21 protein-coding genes are annotated in these 21,384 nt (G+C 70.4%); 13 read left to right on the plus strand and 8 right to left on the minus strand.

Translation table 11 applies throughout. The features are described 5' to 3' along the window. Positions 1-54 precede the first annotated feature (54 nt). Complete coding sequence (locus tag TAE01_RS18290) at positions 55-225, minus strand: Flp family type IVb pilin (RefSeq protein WP_147068250.1); 171 nt, start codon at positions 223-225, stop codon at positions 55-57. Positions 226-350: 125 nt separating this feature from the next. Continuing rightward, positions 351-521: a Flp family type IVb pilin gene (locus TAE01_RS18295; RefSeq protein ID WP_020145236.1), complete on the minus strand. Its 171-nt coding sequence runs from the start codon at positions 519-521 to the stop codon at positions 351-353. 323 nt (positions 522-844) lie between these two features. Here TAE01_RS18295 and TAE01_RS18300 point away from each other — a divergent pair, with 323 nt between their 5' ends. The 3 genes from TAE01_RS18300 (at position 845) to TAE01_RS18310 (ending at position 5,031) form a co-directional block, all read left to right on the plus strand. Continuing rightward, positions 845-1,930, plus strand: coding sequence for a glycosyltransferase 87 family protein (locus tag TAE01_RS18300; RefSeq protein ID WP_147068251.1), 1,086 nt, complete (start codon positions 845-847; stop codon positions 1,928-1,930). Next, entirely contained in the window at positions 1,927-3,318 is a 1,392-nt protein-coding gene (locus TAE01_RS18305) for a hypothetical protein (RefSeq protein WP_147068252.1), read from the plus strand. Before TAE01_RS18300 ends, TAE01_RS18305 begins: the two co-directional genes overlap by 4 nt. A 516-nt stretch (positions 3,319-3,834) precedes the next feature. Further along, on the plus strand, positions 3,835-5,031 hold the full coding sequence (locus TAE01_RS18310; RefSeq protein WP_147068253.1) for a putative hexosyltransferase: 1,197 nt from the start codon (positions 3,835-3,837) through the stop codon (positions 5,029-5,031). Between the two features lie 24 nt (positions 5,032-5,055). Here TAE01_RS18310 and TAE01_RS18315 read toward each other — a convergent pair whose 3' ends face one another. Together TAE01_RS18315 and TAE01_RS18320 are read right to left on the minus strand one after the other, a co-directional pair. Next, positions 5,056-6,036, minus strand: a complete 981-nt coding sequence (locus TAE01_RS18315; protein ID WP_246111449.1) for a glycosyltransferase family 2 protein — start codon at positions 6,034-6,036, stop codon at positions 5,056-5,058. A 773-nt stretch (positions 6,037-6,809) separates the two neighbouring features. Further along, on the minus strand, positions 6,810-7,052 hold the full coding sequence (locus tag TAE01_RS18320) for a hypothetical protein (RefSeq protein WP_147068254.1): 243 nt from the start codon (positions 7,050-7,052) through the stop codon (positions 6,810-6,812). A 322-nt stretch (positions 7,053-7,374) separates the two neighbouring features. Here TAE01_RS18320 and nhaA point away from each other — a divergent pair, with 322 nt between their 5' ends. From nhaA to TAE01_RS18340, 4 genes are all read left to right on the plus strand, one after another. After that, the gene (gene nhaA, locus TAE01_RS18325; protein WP_147068255.1) at positions 7,375-8,748 is read left to right on the plus strand and encodes a Na+/H+ antiporter NhaA; all 1,374 of its coding nucleotides are present in this window, start codon (positions 7,375-7,377) and stop codon (positions 8,746-8,748) included. A 99-nt stretch (positions 8,749-8,847) separates the two neighbouring features. Continuing rightward, the gene (locus TAE01_RS18330) at positions 8,848-9,375 is read left to right on the plus strand and encodes a phage holin family protein (RefSeq protein WP_147068256.1); all 528 of its coding nucleotides are present in this window, start codon (positions 8,848-8,850) and stop codon (positions 9,373-9,375) included. 20 nt (positions 9,376-9,395) lie between these two features. Then, positions 9,396-10,307 (plus strand): alpha/beta fold hydrolase, encoded by a 912-nt coding sequence (locus tag TAE01_RS18335; protein ID WP_147068257.1) that lies wholly within the window; start codon positions 9,396-9,398, stop codon positions 10,305-10,307. 1 nt (position 10,308) lies between these two features. After that, positions 10,309-11,136 (plus strand): serine hydrolase, encoded by an 828-nt coding sequence (locus TAE01_RS18340; RefSeq protein WP_147068258.1) that lies wholly within the window; start codon positions 10,309-10,311, stop codon positions 11,134-11,136. Between the two features lie 12 nt (positions 11,137-11,148). Here TAE01_RS18340 and TAE01_RS18345 read toward each other — a convergent pair whose 3' ends face one another. Together TAE01_RS18345 and TAE01_RS18350 are read right to left on the minus strand one after the other, a co-directional pair. Further along, the gene (locus tag TAE01_RS18345; RefSeq protein WP_147068259.1) at positions 11,149-12,426 is read right to left on the minus strand and encodes a sensor histidine kinase; all 1,278 of its coding nucleotides are present in this window, start codon (positions 12,424-12,426) and stop codon (positions 11,149-11,151) included. After that, positions 12,423-13,094 (minus strand): response regulator transcription factor, encoded by a 672-nt coding sequence (locus TAE01_RS18350; RefSeq protein ID WP_147068260.1) that lies wholly within the window; start codon positions 13,092-13,094, stop codon positions 12,423-12,425. The genes TAE01_RS18345 and TAE01_RS18350 overlap by 4 nt, the downstream gene beginning before the upstream one ends. Positions 13,095-13,157: 63 nt before the next feature. On the opposite strand from TAE01_RS18350, the gene TAE01_RS18355 reads away from it, so the two are divergent. Beyond that, positions 13,158-14,618 carry a ferredoxin reductase family protein gene (locus TAE01_RS18355; protein ID WP_147068261.1) on the plus strand — a complete coding sequence of 487 codons (1,461 nt, stop codon included), beginning with the start codon at positions 13,158-13,160 and terminating at the stop codon, positions 14,616-14,618. Continuing rightward, positions 14,615-15,139 carry an FMN-binding protein gene (locus TAE01_RS18360; RefSeq protein WP_147068262.1) on the plus strand — a complete coding sequence of 175 codons (525 nt, stop codon included), beginning with the start codon at positions 14,615-14,617 and terminating at the stop codon, positions 15,137-15,139. Before TAE01_RS18355 ends, TAE01_RS18360 begins: the two co-directional genes overlap by 4 nt. 169 nt (positions 15,140-15,308) lie before the next feature. Here TAE01_RS18360 and TAE01_RS18365 read toward each other — a convergent pair whose 3' ends face one another. Together TAE01_RS18365 and TAE01_RS18370 are read right to left on the minus strand one after the other, a co-directional pair. Beyond that, a complete protein-coding gene (locus tag TAE01_RS18365; RefSeq protein WP_147068263.1) occupies positions 15,309-15,983 on the minus strand; it encodes a response regulator in 675 nt (224 codons plus the stop codon). Further along, a complete protein-coding gene (locus TAE01_RS18370; protein ID WP_246111450.1) occupies positions 15,980-17,713 on the minus strand; it encodes a sensor histidine kinase in 1,734 nt (577 codons plus the stop codon). Before TAE01_RS18370 ends, TAE01_RS18365 begins: the two co-directional genes overlap by 4 nt. 101 nt (positions 17,714-17,814) lie before the next feature. Between TAE01_RS18370 and TAE01_RS18375 the strand changes: the two genes are divergently transcribed. From TAE01_RS18375 to TAE01_RS18390, 4 genes are read left to right on the plus strand one after another with little or no spacing between them, the layout of a single operon-like run. Next, positions 17,815-18,849 carry a Bug family tripartite tricarboxylate transporter substrate binding protein gene (locus TAE01_RS18375; protein WP_147068265.1) on the plus strand — a complete coding sequence of 345 codons (1,035 nt, stop codon included), beginning with the start codon at positions 17,815-17,817 and terminating at the stop codon, positions 18,847-18,849. Positions 18,850-18,851: 2 nt separating this feature from the next. Next, entirely contained in the window at positions 18,852-19,397 is a 546-nt protein-coding gene (locus TAE01_RS18380; RefSeq protein ID WP_222594180.1) for a tripartite tricarboxylate transporter TctB family protein, read from the plus strand. After that, complete coding sequence (locus tag TAE01_RS18385) at positions 19,397-20,947, plus strand: tripartite tricarboxylate transporter permease (RefSeq protein WP_147068266.1); 1,551 nt, start codon at positions 19,397-19,399, stop codon at positions 20,945-20,947. Before TAE01_RS18380 ends, TAE01_RS18385 begins: the two co-directional genes overlap by 1 nt. Then, on the plus strand, positions 20,944-21,336 hold the full coding sequence (locus tag TAE01_RS18390) for a universal stress protein (protein ID WP_147068267.1): 393 nt from the start codon (positions 20,944-20,946) through the stop codon (positions 21,334-21,336). Before TAE01_RS18385 ends, TAE01_RS18390 begins: the two co-directional genes overlap by 4 nt. Positions 21,337-21,384 lie beyond the last annotated feature (48 nt).

Consider the following 21,384-nt stretch of genomic DNA (forward strand, 5'->3'; position numbering starts at 1 on the left):
CCAAAGTTGTGTCGCACCGTCCGGTGCCCCCCGGTCCGGACGTCGAGCTGGATGTCAGACCTGAGCGGCGATGTTGTTGAACGTCGTCGACAGGTTGTTGCCGAGCAGTGAGACAGCGCCGATGATCACGACAGCGATCAGGGCAACCATCAGGCCGTACTCGACGGCAGTCGCGCCGCCCTCCTCATCGAGCATCGACCGGACCATGGCAGCAAGCTTGGTCATCTTCTTTCCCTCCCTGATGACGGGCCCGAGAACTCAGTTACTCCGTACGAGCTCGTGGGGCCCCCACCACGAGCGGGACGTGGGCGCGACACCGTTTCCTCAGCATCGCGCCCACGGTCGAGTGCTCAGACCTTGGCGGCGACGTTGTTGAACGTCGTCGAAAGGTTGTTGCCGAGCAGGGAGACGGCAGCGATGATCACGACAGCGATCAGGGCGACCATGAGGCCGTACTCGACGGCGGTCGCGCCGCGCTCCTTGTTGAGCAGCGTCTGGACCTTGGCAGCAATCTTGGTCATGGTGATGGGTTCCTCCCAGTGATGCAGGGCCACCCGATGTGCCCCCCGCTGGATGGAAGATTAGGTGGCGCGCCACGCCGTGTCTCGAAAATCCTTGAACTTCGCACCACCTTCCCATTCTTCGCCTTTCGGACACCCCAAGATGGCACGGTAGGAACGGTCCGCGCGTCGGCGTATCGGACCCTCGAGACACCGTTCACGACACTCTCGAGACGGACCAGGACACGACCAGGATCGGAGCACCGGTGGCGGCTCATGGCGCGCTGACTGCAGCAGTACAGGACCGGAGGACACGTCCCGGCATCGGGATCACGACCGGCTGGATGGTCGCGATCGCCGCCCTCTGTCTGCGCTGGATCGTTTCTCCCCCATGGAATTTCGTCGATCTGACAGACTTCTATCACGGTGGGTTGTCCGTCCTCGACCGTGTCGACATCTACGCGCCACGACCCGGGGTCCTGGCCTTCAACTACCCACCCTTCGCAGCCGTCACCTTCGCCCCTCTCGGCATCATCGGCCTGTCAGCGTCCAAGGTGGTCTTCACGGCGACGACGATCAGCGCCTACCTGGTGAGCCTCGTCGCCATCAGAAGGGCACTCGACGCGCGTTGGTCGATCGTCGTCCTGCTGGGCACCGCCGGCTTGTCACTCGAGCCTGTGGTTCGCACCTTGGTCCTCGGTCAGATCGGCATCATCCTCATGGGCCTCGTCCTCGCGGACCTCTTCCTCGTTCCGGCTCGCTTCCGTGGGGTCCTGATCGGTCTCGCGGCCGGTATCAAGCTGACGCCAGCAGCCTTCGCCCTCTACTTCGTCCTGCGCCGCGACTGGCGTGCCGCCGCGATCGCGGCAGTCACCGGGACAGCCACGATCGGCATCGGTTGGCTCGCCGCGCCCGACCCTTCGCGTGCGTACTGGTTCGGGGGCTTCGACAAGTTCGATCGCTTCGGTGAACTGGCCTTCTCGCCCGTGAACCAGTCCATGCGGTCCTTCGTAGCGCGCGTCGCGGCGAACGGCCCGGACTGGCTGTTGTGGGTCGCGATCTTCGTCACAGCTGCCCTGTCCCTCTCGGCCGCTCTCCTTCGCGCGCGGCGGGGTCAGTGGGCCTGGGTGGCACTGAGCCTGGCCGGAGCGACCCTCCTGCTGTCGCCGATCTCGTGGACACATCACTGGGTGTGGGTCGTGCCGATGCTCGTCGCACTCGTTCACCGACGGCAGCTTGTCGCCGCCGCGGTCGTGGCGCTGGTCTTCTACCTCGCTCCCATGTGGTCAGTGCCGGAGTCCGGTCCGCTGAGCCCCGCGCAGGTCATCCTCGCCTACTGCTACCTCTCGGTAGCCGCCATCCTTCTCCTGACGTCCGTCGCCAAGGCGATGGTGGACCGTCGGCCGGCCCGAGCCCAGGGCAGCGCATGAACAGGACCGAACTGGTCGAACGGCCCACGAGCACAGTCCGTTACGCAGCTGTACCGGTACTCGTCATCGTCGCTCTGGGCGCCGTGGCAGGAGTGGTGGCCGCGACCTCGGTCCTCGGATCCGACGCGCTGTGGCTGAGCGCCCTCGGCGACGCGATCAGTGCCGCTCGCCGGATCCCTGCCGGGGTGCCGTTCGCGGCCGCTCCCTCCGGAGACTGGGTCAACACGACGGCACTCGGACAGGTCGTCTTCTCCGCCCTCCACCTAGGCGGCAGCGTGGGCGTCGTCGCCGCCCACGTCGTCGCCGTCACATGGGCGCTGTGGCTGCTCATGGTTTCAGGGCACCGGCGCGGCGCACAGCCCATCGGTCTGGTGTCCGCGCTTCTCCTCATCCTCGCCGGCGGCGTCGCCCCGCTGTTCATCGCGCGGGCTCAGCTGTTGTCCCTGGTGCCGTATGCGGCACTGCTGGTGCTGCTACGGCGCGAGCACGACCGACCGTCGAGGCTGATCTGGGCAGTCATCCCACTCATCGCCGTTTGGGGCAACCTCCACGGGGCAGTGCTGGTGGGCGTCGCCGTCCTCGGCTGCTACCTGGCGCTCTCCCGCCTTCGCATCGACCCATGGACGTCCCTCGGGGTGGGGATCGCCTCCCTCGTGGCAACGTGCCTCAACCCGGGACTCGCGCTGGCCCCTCGCTACTACCTCGGCGTCTTCGGCGGCGCTGCCACGAGCGACGAATCCGGGATGTGGAGCCACCTCACGCTCACCAACCCGCTGGACCTCCTGCTCCTCGTAGCCGCAATCTGCCTGGCCTTCATGGCCTTTCGCCGCCGACAGCCTGTGTGGGAGTATGCCGCCGCGCTCGGCCTGGGTGGCGCGACCATGCTCGCCGCCCGCAACGGCATCTGGCTGCTGCTGTTCGTGTGTGTCCCGGCGGCTCTGGCCATGACGCGCACGCACGACGTTCCGGCGGCACCGGCGCCGACGTCCCGTCTCCCGCGTGCAGCGACATCGGCCGCCTGCGCAGGGGTCGTCGTCGCGCTTCTCGCGCTGCGCGCTCCGACGTTTCAGTCCGTCGACGCGAACGCGTCGCGTCTCGTCGAGGCGACCCGTGGGCACATCGTGCTCGTGGCGGAACCGCTGGCCGAGTCGATGGCGGCTGCGGGAGCGACCGTGTGGCTGAGCAACCCGCTCGACGCGTTCGATCACGCCGACCAGACGGCATACCTCGCCTTCATGGCCGGCGACGCGACCGGAGGTTCACGCGCCTTCGGCCAAGCAGACGTCGTCGTGGCAGTGCCCGGCTCACCCCAGGCACGCGCGGCACTGGCCCGCGGGTTCACCGTGCGGCAGGAGGTAGGCTCCTACGTGCTGCTTCGTCGGGGTTAGCTGCGCACGAACGGCTCGACCGGAGGGCCCGGTGACCGGCGGATGATCCAGAGCGTGCGGCACATCCCTCGACCCAGGCTCGGCGCCGGGTGCGCGCGGGCGCCCCATGGCCTGAGGGGGGCGACGGGAGGGTTCCTCCGCGAGCGCAGGTCAGGCGGGTCCGGCGCAGCCGCGCCACCGGTGCCACATCCGTGTCTCCGCTCGTAGGGGCGACCGTGGACCCCTCGCGTGGCCCACCCTGAGGGTCGGGGCACCGCTCGTGGTTCCGGAGGGCCTCCGAAGAGCTGGCGCGTTGACGGGGTGCCTCGGGCGAGACGTCCGTCGACGAGGTGGGCACACTTCTCTCGTTATCGCGGGCTGTCCCATTTGTCGCGATAGCGTGACCGCTGGAGTGCCTGCAGGACACTCCGAACCCAGATCAGGGACGGGGAACCCTTCATGGCTCGACCTGAGGTTGCCGATGGTGTTCGGCTGCCCACGCGGTGGGACACCCACGACGAACAGGCCCGTGAGCCGATGGCAAGGCGTTGGTGGGTCTGGCCTCTCGCGATCTACCTGGTCAGTCGCGCCCTCGACGCAGTGATGATGGTCGTCGCCAGCAGCTCGGCCATCACGCTGGAGAAGTTCGTCAGCCTGGGCGGTCGCCACTTCGGCACCGACGCCGGCACGGCGCGCCCCGGCTACCTCACGACGGCCACCAGCTGGGACGGACAGTGGTACTGGGAGATCGCAGCCCACGGTTATCCGTTCGAGCTGCCGACCGACGGGTCTGGACACGTCCAGCAGAACGCGTGGGCCTTCTTCCCGCTCTATCCCTACCTGGTCCGCGGGGTCATGTTCGTCACTCGGCTCGACTTCCCGATCGCGGCAGTCGGGGTGTCACTGGCCTGCGGGGCGATCGCCATGCTCCTGGCCTACCGCATCGCGCACCGACGCTACGGCCACGTCGGCGGCATCCTCGGCGTCGTCGGACTGAGCACCTTCATCTGCTCTCCCGTGTTCCAGATCGCCTACGCCGAGGGTCTGGCGCTCGCCCTCCTTCTCGGCGCGCTCCTGGCCACCCTGACGAAGCGGTATGCCGTAGCGGCCGCCCTGCTGCTGCTCCTCGCTCTCACCCGCGGCGTTGCTGCGCCCCTTGTACCAACCTTCTTGCTCTACGGCGCCTACCTCTGGAGGCGGGGCCTCCTCGCGAGACGCGACGCGATCGGCCTTCTCAGCCTGTCCGCCGTGGCAGCCTGCCTGACCTTCGCTTGGGTCGGGATCGCCGCACTCGTCACTGGTCGGCCCGATGCCTACGTGGCCACACAGAAGGCTTGGAATCCCGAGCTCACGGTGGTCCCGGTCATCCGCTTCATCGACCGCAACAGCGACGTGGTGGGTGGGACGGCCGGCGCAGCAGTCATCGTCGCCGTCTGGGCCACCTTCCTGATCTGGTTCCTCACCAAGGGGCAGAAGGAACCGCTCCTGGCGATCTGGAGCGGCATGTATGTCGCCTACCTGCTTGCTGTGACCGACTGGAACTGGAGCAACGTCCGCTACTACCTGCTGGCGCTCCCGGTCCTCTGGCCGCTGCTCAGGCCCTCCGCCGGTGAGCGGAGCCCGTCTCAGCGCATTGCCATCTACGCACTGGTCGGCGTGCTCGGCCTCGCGGCGCAGTGGTGGTACATCCGCTACTGCATGACGGTCTCCCCGCAGCTCGTGCAGGTCCCCTGACGCCACGCGGTCGAGCTGGCCGCGTCAGCCCAAGGACGACGACGCCGGCTGGAGAGTCATCGAACGGACGACATCGCCCTCGATCGGCGACACCGGAGTCTTGAGCCGGCGCGCCATCGAGAAGTAGGCGAAGCGGCGGGCGTAGGCCAGCAGCTTCGCCCGTATCCGGCCACGGCGCAGGTCACTCCCACTCAGCAGGTTGGGGTGTTCTCGGGCCAACGACTCGTGGAAGTCCACGACCTGCCGGTACTGGCTGCGTGCCAGCGCGTGGCTCCACTGGGTGTCGCTCAGCCGGAACGTGGCCAGCGGATCGGACAACCCGATGAAGTCGCCCTGCAGGAGGACCCGGGCGTAGGTGTGCTGGTCGAGCACGTAGGAGAAGGTACCGTCCCAGCCTCCAGCCCTGGTCACGCTCTCCCTGTCGAGCAGCACACACGCAGGCTCACCGAAGGGATTGGTCCCGGAACGGATGGCTTCGCGGATGGCGTGGCGGCCGTCAAGCCTGCCCACGAGGTTCGGTAGCCCCCAAGAACTCAGGACCACCTCCCCCGACGCGGTCACGACGTCCCGACGTGACGCCACCATGACGGCACCTGCGTTCGCCCGGATCGCCTGCACCTGACGCTCCAGACAGGTCAACGCGAGGATGTCGTCGCCGCAGACGAGCTTCAGATAGGTCCCCGAGGCGGCGTCCGTGGCGTGCTGCCAGTTGTCCTCCGGCCTGTTGCTGCGCTCGAGTCTGAGAAGAGTGACGCGCGGGTCGGCGACGTATGGCTGGAGGATCTCCCACGTCCCGTCGGTGCTCGAGTGATCACTGATGATCAGCTCGAAGTCGCGAAAGGTCTGCCCGAGGATGGATGACACCGTCGCGTCCACGAAGGCCGCACTGTTGTACGTGGGCACGACGACGGACACGGTCGGCCTCCACTCAGCCGGTTTCACGCCGGTGCCGCCTTCCTCGAAGGGAGAATCGGCCGCGTCCCACACGCTCACGACAACGCCCACTGGTGCGATATTGCACCATGGCCGACTACCGAGTCAGCGTCCGCCGTCACTGTCATGGCCCCCTATCGCGTGACACCGGCTGCGCCCCGCCTCCTCACAAAAGAATGCCCCGTGGAGTGCACTGTGTCCGCAAAACGGGTGAATTGCCCGATGCCTCCATCGGGCAATTCCAGAGCCCGCCACCGCATCCGGCCCGAGATGTCGCCTGCCTGACGTCGGCACTTCGGCATGCGGCCGGCTCCTCCCAGAGACTCTCCCCGGTCCTGCGCCTGTGGTGGTGCCTGATCCTCTGTTGAGGCGCCTCAGCATCACTCGCCCTGGAGCATCGTCGTGTTCGCCGGCGTCGGGCTGACGCTGAATCCTCGCGCGTTGGGTGACCGTGCCGCATCTGGCCCTCTGCTCTCGCAGCCCACCTGCTACCACGCCCCCGGCCCGGTCATCGACCGTGCTCTGGACAGGGACGAGTCAACGGGTGGAACGGGCTCTTCGTCGCCCACGGTGGCCCGCCTCGAGACCCGCCATGCGGCCGCGCCCACCGAGTCGGCCCTGAGACCGGTGCGGCACGGATCGTGGGCGGCCATCGTCGCGTCGTACGACCTTCGGGGTGAACGACGATCTCGTGGCTGTTCGCCTGACCGATCAATGCGCACCGAGAATTCCGAGCTCGAGGGAATCCGGCAGTACTGCACCCTCGAGCACGGAGGGAGCCGCGGCCGATGTCTACCGGAACGCCGCCCGATCCAATGGACCGCGCTGACAGAGCGTCAAGGGAATCAGTGGCGCGCACGCCGTCTGCCGAAGAGCATCGCCACGCGGGAGCCCCGGTGTGCGGCAGCCAGCGACCGGGCCGCCTCGGCCTCGCGCAGCTGCTGGAGCAGGGTCTTGGGCTTCGGAGGCGGCCAGTCCCGGGCTCGCGGGTCCTTGGTGTCCATGTAGTAGTCGGTCCACCCGTAGTCGTCGCGGTAGCGAAGCGTCCCGTCGCCGACGTAGTACCAACCCGCTGGCTTGTCGCTCATCGTCAGACCCCCGAATCCACTCACCCGTTGTGGGAGCCCCCCTCCCGAGACTCAATCTACGTCCGGCAACTCCCGCATTCCACCGATGTCTAATTAGTCCGATTTGACGATGGCTCAGTCGATTCCACCCATCCCCAACCCCCCATCGCGGCCGAGGCGATGTCGCATGCCCAGCTCACTCGTCCGGCTCCCGGAACGCGTCGAGGCCGGGGCCGACCGATCGGTAGACTCGGACCCGGCTCACGGCGACGACGCGAGTGGCCATGGTGTGCCGGGAAGTCTGGTCGGCGGCCCATGACCCATCCCCGAAGGGACCCCGAACGTGAGCGACCCCCAGCCGGCCACGACCCCGCCGACCTCCGCCAGGGACGGCGCCGGGAACAGGCTGCTCGGACGCGGCACCTGGCGCGAGGCCCGCTACGTCGCCGACCTCCTGCGCGCCGAGACCGTGGGCGGCGCCATCCTCCTCGCCGCCGCCGTGGCGGCCCTCGTCTGGGCCAACACGCCGTGGCGTGACGGCTACGCGGCCCTGCGCGACACCGTCATCGGCCCGCATGCCCTGCACCTCGACCTGTCGCTCGGGACCTGGGCGGCCGACGGCCTCCTCGCGGTCTTCTTCCTCGTCGCCGGCATCGAGCTCAAGCGCGAGTTCGTCGCGGGTGACCTCTCCGACCGTCGCAAGGCGGCCCTGCCCATCGCTGCCGCCGTCTGCGGTGTCGCCCTCCCCGCGATCCTGTTCGTCGTCACGGCCACGCTGATGAGCCGGGGCGACAGCGCGAGCGAGGTGGCCGGCATACTCCGTGGCTGGGCCATCCCGACGGCCACCGACATCGCCTTCGCCCTGGCGGTCCTCGCCGTCATCGGCACCCACCTGCCGAGCGCCCTGCGCTCGTTCCTGCTGACCCTAGCCGTGGTCGACGACCTCATCGCGATCACGATCATCGCCGTCTTCTACACCGACACCGTCAACCTGCTGTGGCTGCTCGCGGCCGTCGTCCCCCTCGCGGCGTGGCGCCTGCTGCTCAAGCGGAAGATCACCAACCCGATCGTCCTCGCGGTGCCAGCCCTCCTCGCGTGGGCCTTCGTCCACTCGAGCGGTGTCCACGCCACGGTCGCCGGAGTGCTGCTCGGGCTGCTCGTGCCCGTCAACCGCGAGGTCGAGGACGACCCGGAGCGACACTCCCTCGCCGAGCGCATCGAGCACCGGATCCGTCCCTTCTCCGCCGGGTTCGCCGTGCCGGTCTTCGCCTTCTTCGCCGCCGGCGTCACCGTGGTCGGCGGAGGGTTCGATGCTGCCCTGCGCGACCCGGCCGCCATCGGCGTCGTCGTCGGCCTCGTCGTGGGCAAGGCCGTCGGCATCCTCGGCGGCACGTGGGCGGTCGCCCGCTTCACCCGGGCCGAGCTCGACGAGGACCTGGCCTGGACCGATGTCCTCGGGCTCTCGGTGCTGGCCGGCGTGGGCTTCACGGTCAGCCTGCTGGTCGGCGAGCTCGCCTTCGGCACGGGCTCGGAGCGCGACGACCACGTCAAGCTCGCCGTCCTGTGCGGCAGTCTCATCGCGGCGCTCCTCGCGACCGTGGTGCTCAGGGTCCGCAACCGCCACTACCGGCTCGTCGAGGCCCGTGAGACAGCGGACGAGGACCAGGACGGCGTCCCGGACGTGTACGCAGACGACGCGCGACTCGATCCGGCGTGATGGTGACTGCCCTGCACGTTCGGGTAGGGACTGCGCAGTAGGGTTGCACCTGGTAGGCGCGACCGCGTAGTCACCATCAAGCACCGAGGAAGTGAGCCGATGAGCACGGATCCCCGGCAGGAGCGGACACTGGGCCAGCTGGTCGCGTCTGCGACCCAGGACCTCTCGACGCTGGTTCGCAGCGAGATCGCCCTGGCCAAGGCCGAGGTCTCGGTGCAGGTCAAGAAGGCAGGCGTCGGCGGAGGACTGCTCGCCGGCGCGGCCGTCATCGGCTTCTACTCCGTCTACTTCATCTTCACGACGATCGCCGAGGGCATCCAGGCGCTCGGCCTCCCGCGCTGGCTCAGTTTCCTCATCGTCACCGTCTTCATGCTCCTCGTCGCGGGCGTCCTCGCCCTGCTCGGCATCCGGAAGATGAAGACCGTCAAGCCCACGCCAGAGAAGGCGATCACCGAGGCCCAGACGACGGTCGCAGCACTCAAGTCCGCGACCGAGCACCCGGGCGCGACCGTCCCGGCGCCGCGCCCCGAGTGGGACCGCAAGGACCTCCCGGCGTCGTCGACCGTCGCCGCATCCTCGAGCGCCGGCACGGCCGCGAGCACGCCGAACCCGTCTCGCGACGCCTGACCTGACGACACCCCTCACCCATGTCCGTCGACGCTGCGTTCGTCAACATCGACGGGCCCTGGGAGCACCGCTACGTCTCGGCCAACGGCGCCCGCTTCCACGTCGCCGAGATGGGCGAGGGGCCGCTCGTCCTCATGCTCCACGGCTTCCCGCAGTTCTGGTACGCGTGGCGCCACCAGATGGTCGCCCTGGCCGAGGCCGGCTACCACGTCGCGGCGATGGACCTCCGCGGCTACGGCGGCAGCGACAAGCCCCCGCGGGGCTACGACACGTACATGTCGACCCTCGATGCCGCGAGCGTCATCCGCGCGCTCGGTGAGAAGGACGCCGTCGTCATGGGGCAGGGCCTCGGCGGCTGGATCGCGTGGTGCATGCCGACCTTCCGGCCCGACGTGACCCGTGCGGTCGCGTCCCTGTCGATGCCCCACCCGCGGATCATGCGGCATTCGACATGGTCCAACCCCAAGCAGCGCCGGGCGTCCGCCTGGATCGCCGGGTTGCAGAAGCCCTTCGCCCCGGAGCGGGAGATGGCGAGGTCGCACGACTACGTCGGGGAGCTCCTCCGCTCGTGGGCCTCGCCGTTCGGGACCTTCCCGGCGGCCGAGGACGTCTCTCGCTACGGCGACGCCATGATGATCCCCTTCGTGGCCCACTCCGCCGCGGAGCACTACCGCTGGTTGGGCCGCTCATCGGTGCGCCCGGACGGGCCGCTCTTCATGCGCCGCATCCGTCGCGCCATCCGCGTTCCCGTCCTGCAGCTGCAGGGCAGCGACGACGGCTGCGTCATCGCTGCCGTCAACCACGGCTCGGGCGCCTTCGTCCCCGGCGACTACCGCCAGGTCAAGGTCCCCGGCGCCGGGCACTTCCTCACCGAGGAGGCCCCGGACCAGGTGAACGCCGCGCTCCTCCAGTGGCTCGGATCCCTTGCCTGACATGGAGCTCGACCTCCCGGACGCGGGCGGGGTCACGTGGTCGGTCTGCGTCCGGGACGGATCAGGTATGCCGCTCGCCGCGGCGGGTGCAGACGTTCCCTTGCGCACGGCATCGGTCGGCAAGGTGCTGCTCCTCGTCGAGACGGCCCGGCTCATCGCCGCCGGTGAGCTCTCCCCCGACGAGCCGCTGACGCGGTCCGTCGACCTGTGGGTCGGTGACTCCGGACTGTGGCACACGCTCTCCGTCGAGACGCTCCCGCTCATCGACGTGGCCGCTCTCGTGGGCGCGGTCTCCGACAACCTCGCCACCAACGTCCTGCTCCAGCGGGTGGGACTCGCCGAGGTTGCCGCACGGGCCACGGCGCTCGGGCTGCGTGCCACCGCCCTGCACGACCGGGTGCGCGACGTCCGCGGCGTCGAGCACCCTCCGACCCTCTCGACCGGAACGGCCGCCGAGCTGAGCCAGCTCATGAGCCGGTTGGCCGATGACACCGCCGCCGGGCCGGATGCGGATCGGCTGGTGCGCCAATGGCTCTCGGCGAACGTCGACCAGTCGATGGTCGGCTCGGCCCTCGTCGAGCAAGGGGGCCTGGACCCGATCGCCCACCACTCGTCGCTCGACCTGCCGACGACCTTCTGGAACAAGACCGGGACCGATGCGGGAGTCCGGGCCGACGTCGGCGCAGTGACGCGCGAAGGTCGGACGGTGACATGGGCCGCCATCGCCAACTGGGAGCCCTCCCCCGGAACCACCCTCGACCACCTCACGGTCTGGGCCGTCCTGCGTGGCATGCACCACCTCGGCGAGCAGGTCCTTGCCCAGCTCTAGGAGGGTGTGGGCTCAGTCGTCGGCGGCGGCCGGGATCAGGATCGTGAACGTCGCTCCCCCGCCGGGGGTTTCGGAGACGTCGAGCCGGCCGCCGTGCGACCGGACGATCTGGGTGACGAGCGCGAGCCCCAGGCCGACCCGCCGCCCACCGGACGCGCCGTCGCCTCGGGAGAAGCGCCGGGTCAGCCGTTGGATGTCAGCCACCTCGACGCCGTCGCCGTGGTCGACGACGTCGACCCGCACCTGACCGCCGAAGGCCGACGAGCGCACCTCGATCCGAGAACCCTTGTCGGAGTGGGCGGTCGCGTTGTCGACGAGGGCCAGCACCGAGCGTCTGAGGCTGGGGCCCACCCCCTCCACGACGCAGGTCCCACCACCCACCGCGCCCACCGCACCCGCCGCACCCGCCGCACCCTCGTCGACGAGCGTGACCCCGCGTTCGGCGGCATACGGCATCAGCGAGGTCACCACCTCGGAGGCGAGCGCCGCGAGGTCGACCCGGTCGGCGACCTCGTCGACGTGCTCGAGCTGGGCCGAGAGCAGCAGGTCCGAGACGACGTCGGCCATCGCCTGGGTGTCGTGGACGAGCTGGTCCACCTCGGCGAGGCGGCGCGCCGCCGCCTCGTCCCCGCCACCGGCGGCGTCGCCCGCGACGTGGCGGCGCAACATCTGGGCCCGCGTGCTGATGACAGCGAGCGGGGTGCGCAGCTCGTGCGAGGCGTCGGCGACGAACTGGCGCTGCAGCTCCATGGCCTCACCCAGGGGCCGCACGGCCCGGCGCCCGGCGAGCAGCCCGGTCAGCGCCGCGAGCAGCACCCCGACGATGCCGGCGGCGATCGTCGACATGAGCAGCCGCTGCTCCTCGCCGGTGTGCAGCCGCATGTCGTAGACGGCGACGTAGCTGGCACCCTCGCGCTGGTCGACCCACGCCGGCCAGGGGTGTCCGTCGGCCATGAAGCTCGTCTGGCCCGACATGTCCTGGCCGTAGGCGACGACCTGCTCGACGAGGTCCGACGGCATGGTGCGTGTCGCCTCGTGGCCCGAGTCGGTCAGCTTGACGAGCCACATGCCGGGCGGGGCGTCGACGACGTCGTCAGCCGTGCGCGCCGCGGTCTCGGTGCGCGAGCGGATCTCGGCGACCTGCTGACGGTCGAAGATCACCGCGGTGCTGATGATGGCGAGCAGCACGACGAGCGCCGTCGTCGCCCCGACGCGCAGCGCCACGGAGAGCGACGCCTTGCGCAGCGGGTCGTCACCCGCCGGGGACCGCCGCCGTCGTCGCCACCTCACGAGGCGCCCAGGCGGTAGCCGACACCGTGCACCGTGTCGATGACCGATTTCCCGAGCTTGCGCCGCAGGTAGTAGACGTAGGTGTCGACGGCCCCGAGCGTGTCGGCGTTGTCGAACGCCGCGCTGAGCAGCTCGTCACGGGTGAAGACCCGCGTGGGCCGGCGCGCCAGCGTCTCGAGCAGCCGCGCCTCGCGACCCGACAGCATGACCTCCCCGTCGCCGCCGACGAGGCGCTGCTCGCCGACGACGAGCCGCCGCGACCCGACCGTGAGCTCCCCGGCAGCCCCACCCATCGGCCGCAGCAGGGCTCGCAGGCGCGCCAGCACCTCCTCGACGTCGAACGGCTTGACGACGTAGTCCTGCGCCCCGGCGTCGAGGCCCTCGACCCGGTCGGCCACGGTCCCTCGTGCGGTGAGGAAGAGCACCGGTGCCGTCAGCCCGCGCGAGCGCAGCCGCGTCACGAGGTCGACGCCCTCGATGCCCGGCAGCCCCCGGTCGACGACGAGCACGTCCCAGTCGTCGACGAGACCACGGTGCAACCCGGCCTGCCCGTCACGAACGGCCGTCACGGCATACCCCTCCTCGTCGAGCAGCTCGGCGAGCATCTGGGAGAGGTCCGGATCGTCCTCGACGAGCAGCAGCCGCGGGCGCAGCGCCGGCACGGTCATGAATTTTCACCCTTTCTGCGGCGTCTCATAACTTTCTGAGATCGGCTGCCCACCATCGTCTATGTGAGCACCACCATCGCACCACACCGCGGGACCCCGAACCGGGTCCGTCGAGCCCTGCGTGCCGGCCGCGACTTCCGCCGCTGGCAGGCACGCACCGGCGACCTTCTCGAGACCCTCGCCATCGCGAGCCTGCTCGCCGTCGTGGCGCAGTTCCTCCTCGGCGGTGGCAGCCACGACCTCGTCGCGGGCACCGGCAGCACGATGCTCATCGCCGTCGGGCGCCTCACCGGCCTCGTCGCCATGGACCTGCTGCTCATCCAGCTGCTCCTCGCGGCCCGCGTGCCGTGGATCGACCGCGTCTACGGCATGGACCGCGCCCTCAAGGCGCACCGCATCCTCGGACGCATCACCGTGCCGCTCGTGCTCGTGCACGTCGGCGCCATCGTCTTCGGCTACGCCGGCCGCGACGCCCTGCACGGCCCGTTCGGCCCGGTCGTCGAGAGCTTCCGTCTCCTGACCGGCGGCAGCGACCTGCTCTTCGCGTTCGTCGCGACGGCCCTGCTCGTCGTCATCGCCGTGACGTCGGTCAGCATCGCCCGCCGGCGCCTCTCCTACGAGTGGTGGCACCTCGTGCACCTGACCGCGTATGCCGCCGTCGTCCTCGCCGTGCCCCACGAGCTCTCGATGGGCTCGGACTTCACCGCCTCGCAGTGGGTCTCGACCTACTGGTGGACCCTCTTCGTCATCGTCGCGGCCAGCGTCGTGTGGTGGCGCGTGCTCGTCCCCGTCGCCCGCAGCCTGCGTCACCAGCTGCGCGTCACCGACGTCGTCGAGGAGGCCCCCGGTGTGTGGTCGGTCTGGATGAAGGGTCGTGACCTCGACCGTCTCCCGGTCCGCGCCGGCCAGTACCTCAACTGGCGCTTCATGAGCCCGCGCCTGCTCGCGACGGCCCACCCGTGGTCGATCTCCAGCGCCCCGGACGGCCGCCACCTGCGCATCACGGTGCGCGAGCTCGGCGACCACTCCAGCCGCCTGGCCCACCTGCGTCCCGGCACCCGGGTCCTCTTCGAAGGCCCCTACGGCGCCTTCACCTCGCGTCAGCGCGTCCGCCGCCGCGTCCTGCTCCTCGCCGCCGGCATCGGCGTCACGCCGGTCCGCTCGATCCTCGAGGAGCTCGTGCGCCACGGCCACGCCGGGCCCGGCGACGTCACGGTCGTCTACCGCGCCAACGACGCCTCGCAGCTCGCGCTCCGCGACGAGCTAGAGCACCTGACCGCCGTCGGTGGCCACCAGCTGCTCCTGCTCGTCGGTCCCCCGGTCGACGGATCGTGGTTGCCGCCGGACGACTCCGGTGGCACGCCCGCCCCCGACGCCGAGCGGCTCGCCGAGCTCGTCCCCGAGCTGCGCCGCCACGAGGCCTACCTCTGTGGCCCCGGCGGCTGGATGAGCCTCGTCCACCGCAGCCTCCTCGAGGGCGGCATCCCCAAGTCCCACATCCACGACGAAAGGTTCTCCTGGTGAGGAAGGCAACGACCGTTCTCGTCGGCCTGGCCGGCATCGTCACGATCAGCGCGTCCTGGGCCACCGGGCTGTCCCCGAAGCACGCTGCCGTCAGCGGCGTCCACGTCCTGGCCGGCGCGAAGGCCGGCACCCCCGTCGTGGCCGCGCCGCCGAAGCCCTCGGGCAGCTCCAGCAGCTCGAAGTCGTCCGGTTCGAAGTCCAGCTCGGCGTCCTCGGCGTCCAAGGCTCCCGCAGCGCCCCAGTCGGGCACCGTCGACGGCGCCGTCGTCGGCACGCAGTACGGGTCGGTCCAGGTGCGGGTCAGCTTCACGGGCAAGAAGATCACCAACGTCCACGCCCTCAAGCTGACCGACAGCTCCGGCACGTCGGTCTCGATCAGCGCCGGCGCCGCGCCGATCCTCCGTCAGGAGGCGCTGGCCGCGCAGTCGGCCAAGATCGACACCGTCAGCGGTGCCACCTACACGAGCGACGCCTACCAGCAGAGCCTCCAGTCGGCGCTCGACGCCGCCCACCTGGGCTGAACCAGCCCTCCCCGAACGCGGTTCGTCGACTTTCCCCTGGGTCGGCAGACCGCCGCGGCCCGCCGATCCTCCCCTGTGGTCGGCGGGCCGCACCTTTGCCCACACACCCTCTGCCGTATGCCGTGTCCCCCTCCCGACGCCGGCCGGGCGGGTCCCGCGTGGCCGGGTCTCAGACGCGGCGGTAGCGGCGCTCGGGTCGCCCGGTGGAGCCGTAGCGGAGCGTCACCTCGGCCTGACCGACCGACACGAAGTGCTCGAGGTAACGCCGAGCGCTGACGCGCGAGATCCCCACGACCTCAGCGCATTCCGTGGCCGAGAGCGTCTCGTGGCTGTCGCGCAGCGCGCCCTCCACGGACTCGGCCGTCTCGGCGCTCAGGCCCTTCGGCAGCACCACGACGGGCGCCCGCCCGACGGGCTGCGCCGACGTGAAGGCGGCGTCGATCTCGGCCTGCGTCAGGTCGTCGCCGAGGTCGCGCGCCCGCTCGGCGGCATACGTCAGCAGGCGCTGCTCGAGATCGGCGAAGGAGAACGGCTTGAGGAGGTAGCCGACGACGCCCTGGCGCACCGCCCCGCGCACGGCGTCGGCCTCCTTGGCGGCGGTGATGACGAGCACGTCGCACGTCTCGCCGGCGGCTCGCAGCCGTGTCACCACGTCGAGCCCGAACGCGTCGGGCAGGTAGAGGTCGAGCAGCACGAGGTCGGGCCGCAGCGAACCGACGAGTGCGAGCGCCTCGGCGCCAGTGCGGGCGGTCCCGACCACCTCGAAGCCGTCGACCCGCTCGACGAAGCCGCGGTGGATGCGGGCCACCATGAAGTCGTCGTCGACGACGAGGACCGTGGTCATCGCTCCTCCTCCACTGCCGCAACGGGTTCGGCGGCCTCGACGGTGAGGCGGGCCACGAACTTCGCACCCGTCGGGGTGCTCTCCACCTCGACCTCGCCGCCCCGACGCTGGCAGATGAGCCGCGTCAGCGCCAGCCCGATGCCGCGCTCCCCCGCCCGGGCCGCCTTGGTGGTGTAGCCGTGGGTGAAGACCTCGGTGACGACCTCGGGCGCGATGCCGGGCCCCGAGTCGGCGACGCTCACCTCGAGCGAGCTCGCGTCCTGCCGGATCGTCAGCTCCACCCACGTGTCGTCCCCGTCGGACGAGGCCGCCGCGTCGATGGCGTTGTCGACGAGGTTGCCGACGACCGCTGCCACGTCGGCGGAGTCGCGCGGTCCGATGCGCCCCAGCGACGTGTCGTCCGAGACCCGCAGCTCGACGCGGCGCTCGGTCGCCTGCGCCGCCTTGGCCATGACGAGCGCCGTCACGGCGGTGTCGCGGATGCGCCGGGACACCGTGAGGTCGAGCTGTGCGCGGTGCTCGCTCACCGAGTCGACATAGCCCACGACCTCGTCGTACTCCCCGAGCTGGATGAGGCCCGAGATCGTGTGCAGCTGGTTGGCGAACTCGTGCGCCTGGGCCCGCAGCAGCTCGGTCGTGCTGCGGAACGAGCCGATCTCCCGCTCGAGGTCGGCGAGCTCGGTCCGGTCGCGCAGGGTCGTCACCGAGCCGAGCGGGCGCCCGTCCTTGCTGACCTCCATACGGTTCATGACGAGCACCTTCCCGCGTCGCAGCACCACCTGGTCGCGCTGGACCCCGTCGATCCGCTCGCTGGTCCCCTCGTCGCTCCCATCGCCGCTCCCCTCGTCGGTGACGTCGTCGGTGACGCCGCGCAGCACGTCGCGCAGCCGCGGACCGATGGGCAGGTCGTCCAGACGCATCCCCACGACGTGCTCGGGGAGGTCGAGCAGACGCTGGGCGACGTTGTTGACCAACGTGATCCGCTCATTCGTGTCGAGCGCCACGACGCCCTCGGCCAGCCCGAAGAGCATCGCCTCGCGGCTCTCGGCGAGCCCGGTGATCTCCGCCGGCTCGAGCCCGAGCGTCTGCCGCTTGATCCGGCGCGCGAGCAGCCAGGAGCCGACGCCGCCGAGCACCAGGGCGATGCCGAGATAGGTCGGGAGGTACGAGCTGTTGCCCTGCAGGCGGTCCCAGGCAGACGGCATACGCACGGCGACCATGACGGTGCCGAGCTGGGCGCCTACGGGCAGCGGCGCCGACTCCGACGAGCTCGTCGGCGTGTAGAGCAGCGGGCTCTGCGCGACGAGCATGCGCTCTCCCCGCACGTCCATGACCCCCGTCCAGCTCGCGCCCTCGCCGACGGCGGGGGCACCGAGCGGGATGCGGGTCCGGTCGATCGTCGGGTCCGACGAGACCCGCGCGACCTCGTCCGCGTCGGCGATCGTCACGGAGGTCACGCCGTACTGCGTCACGACCGACTGGACGACGGCCGGGAGCACGTTGACGACGCCACCCGGGCTCATCTCCGAGCGCACGATCGGGGTGCTGGCGAGCTGCTCGGCGATCGCCGACACGCGGCGCCCCTCGGTGCGCGTGAAGGTGGCGTCCGACTGCGCCAGCGAGACGAGCGCGACCGTCACGAGGACACCGAGGAGGATGACCATCTGCACGACGAGCAGCTGCCCGGCGAGGGAGAGGCGACCGAAGCGGCCCGGTCTCTGCGTGACCAAAACGAACTCAACCTTCATTGCTGACACAAGGGCGACACGGCGTCGTGACGCAGGCCACGATCATGCCGTTCCAGCCACAGAACGCGAAAGAGACCTCAACGATGAGCACTCGCACCCCCGCCCGCAGGTCCGTCCTGCTCGGCGTCACCGTCGGCGTCGCCGCCCTCGCCCTCTCGGCCTGCGGCGCGACCGCGAAGAAGGGCGACTCGGCCGCCGGAGGGACCGGAGCCGCCGGCGGCTCCCCCGCCAGCAACCTGCAGATCATGGTCCCCAACGCCCCGGGCGGTGGCTACGACACGACCGCCCGCACCGCGGCGAAGATGATGGAGACCGCCAAGATCACGAGCTCGATCCAGGTCTTCAACCTGCCGGGCGCCGGCGGCACCGTCGGCCTGCAGCGCACGGTCAACGAGAAGGGCAACGGCAAGCTCGCCATGCAGATGGGGCTCGGCGTCGTCGGAGCCGCCTACACGCAGAAGAGCAAGGCGACCCTCAACGACACCACCCCGATCGCCAAGCTCATCGAGGAGGCCGGCGCGATCGTCGTGCCGAAGGACTCGCCCTACCAGGACGTCAACGCCCTCGTCGCGGCGTGGAAGGCCGACCCCAAGAAGGTCAACGTCGGCGGCGGCTCGTCCCCCGGCGGCCCCGACCACCTCCTGCCCATGCAGCTGGCCAAGGCCGTCGGCATCGACCCCAAGACCGTCAGCTACATCGGCTTCGACGGCGGCGGCGAGCTGCTCCCCGCCCTCATCGGCGACAAGATCTCCTTCGGTGCCAGCGGTTTCGGTGAGTTCCTCGACCAGGTCAAGGCCGGCCAGGTCAAGGTCCTCGCCGTGACGAGCGACAAGCGCATCGACGCCCTGCCCGACGTGCCGACCCTCAAGGAGTCCGGCATCGACCTCGTCTTCACCAACTGGCGCGGCATCGTGGCCCCTCCCGGCATCTCCGACGCCGACAAGGCCACGTGGATCGACGCGCTGACGAAGATGCACGCCTCGCAGGGCTGGCAGGACGAGATGAAGAAGCGCGGCTGGACCGACGCCTTCGTCACCGGCGCCGAGTTCGGCACCTTCCTCAAGGCGCAGGACGCCTCGGTCGCCGAGATCCTCACCACCCTCGGGCTCGCGAGCTGACGATGTCCCAGACGACGTCCGACTCACCCCCCGACGCCACCCGCGACGGAGTCACGTCGACGACCGGTGGGGACCGCGCACAGTACGGCCTGTGCGCGGGCCTCGCCGTCCTCGGCGCCCTCCTGCTCGCCGACGCCGCCCGCATCGGGCACGCGACGAGCAGCAACGACCCCGTCGGCCCCCGTCCCGTGCCGGTCATCCTCGGCATCCTCCTGCTCGTCACCGCCGCGCTGTATGCCGTCGACGTCTTCCGCGGCGGCGTCGGCAGTGCCGAGGAGGGTGAGGACGTCGACCTCTCGACCGGCGCCGACTGGAAGACGCTCGGCCTGCTCGCCGGCTTCTTCGTGCTCAACGCCGTGCTCATCGAGCCGCTCGGCTGGGTCATCAGCGGCACCATCCTCTTCGCCGGCTCGGCCTTCGCCCTCGGCAACCGCCACCACGTGCGCGGCCTGCTCTTCGGCCTCGCGCTCGCGCTCTCCACCTTCTACGCCTTCGCCATCGGGCTCGACGTCAACCTGCCCGCCGGCGTGCTGCAAGGGATCCTCTGATGGACAACTTCGCCAACCTCATCGACGGGTTCGGCCACGTCCTGACCCCGATGAACCTGCTCTTCGCCCTCATCGGCGTCACGATCGGCACCGCCGTCGGCGTGCTGCCGGGCATCGGCCCGGCCATGACGGTCGCGCTGCTGCTCCCCGTCACGTACGGCCTCGAGCCGACCCAGGCACTCATCATGTTCGCCGGGATCTTCTACGGCGGCATGTACGGCGGGTCGACCACCTCGATCCTGCTCAACACCCCCGGCGAGTCCTCCTCGGTGGTCACGGCCATCGAGGGCAACAAGATGGCCAAGGCCGGCCGTGCCGCGCAGGCCCTCGCCACCGCCGCCATCGGCTCCTTCATCGCCGGAACCATCGGCACGCTGCTGCTCGCCCTGCTCATGCCTCAGGTCGTGAAGTTCGCGGTCAGCCTCGGGGCGCCGGAGTACTTCGCGATCATGCTGCTCGCCTTCGTCGGCGCCAGCGCCGTGCTCGGCAGCTCCCGCATCCGCGGCTTCGCGGCGCTGCTCATCGGACTCGCGATCGGCGTCATCGGCATCGACAAGGTGACCGGGCAGCAGCGCATGACGTTCGGCGTCGCCCAGCTCGCCGACGGCATCGACGTCGTCGTCGTCGCGGTCGGCATCTTCGCCGTCGGCGAGGCGCTCTGGGTCGCGGCGCACCTGCGGCGCAAGGCTGCCGGGGTCATCCCCGTCGGTCGCCCGTGGATGGGGCGCGACGACTGGGGCCGGTCGTGGAAGCCGTGGCTGCGCGGCACCGCCTTCGGCTTCCCGTTCGGCGCCCTGCCGGCCGGTGGCGCCGAGATCCCGACCTTCCTGTCGTACATGACCGAGCGCCGGCTCTCGAAGCGTCCCGAGGAGTTCGGCAAGGGCGCCATCGAGGGCGTCGCGGGCCCCGAGGCCGCCAACAACGCCTCGGCCGCGGGCACTCTCGTGCCGATGCTCGCCCTGGGCCTGCCGACCAACGCCACCGCGGCGATCATGCTTGCCGCCCTGCAGGGCTGGGGCCTCGAGCCGGGACCGCTCCTCATGGAGAAGCAGCCCCTCCTCGTCTGGACCCTCATCGCGAGCCTCTTCATCGGCAACACGATGCTGCTGCTGCTCAACCTGCCGCTCGCGCCCGCGTGGGCCAAGCTGCTCCAGATCCCGCGGCCCTACCTCTACGCCGGCATCCTCTTCTTCGCCTCCATGGGGGCGTATGCCGTCAACGCCCAGCCGTTCGACCTCTTCCTGCTGCTCGGGCTGGGTCTCATCGGCTTTGCGCTGCGCCGGTTCGGGCTGCCCGTGCTGCCCCTCATCATCGGCGTCATCCTCGGGCCGCTGGCCGAGCTGCAGGGCCGCCGGTCGCTCCAGCTCTCGGGCGGCGAGCTGAGCGGTCTCGTCGGCGGTCCGGTCGCGTGGGTCTGCTTCGCGATCATCGCGGCCGTGCTCCTGTGGCCGCTCGTCGCGAGGCTGCGCGGGCGTGGCGGCGACGACGCCGGCGGTCCCGGTTCGGGCACCCCGGCGGCCTCCCCGACCGCGGCGGAGGTGACGGCGTGACGATCCTCGTCGGCTACATCCCCACCCCGCAGGGCGAGGCCGCGCTGGCCGCGGCGATCGCCGAGGCCGGGGCGCACGACGACTCGGTGCTCGTCATCAACATGTCGCGCGACGACAAGCTCGTCGACGCGCACCGCGCCGAGAGCTCCGACCTCGACCGGCTCGATGCCGACCTCGCCGAGTCCGGGGTGGCGCACGAGGTGCGCCGCATCGAGCACGGCACCGACCCGGCCGACCAGATCCTCGAGGTCATCGACCGGGAGCACCCGCGCATGCTCGTCATCGGGATCCGGCACCGCAGCGCCGTCGGCAAGCTCCTCCTCGGCTCGACGGCGCAGCGCCTGCTGCTCGACGCCGCCTGCCCGGTGCTCGCCGTCAAGGCCGACTGACCCACCCGGCATACGCCCCCCACGTCGAGTGGGCAGTTCGACACACCC

The sequence above is a fragment of the Terrabacter aerolatus genome, assembly GCF_007991735.1.
Classification (GTDB): Bacteria; Actinomycetota; Actinomycetes; order Actinomycetales; family Dermatophilaceae; genus Terrabacter; species Terrabacter aerolatus.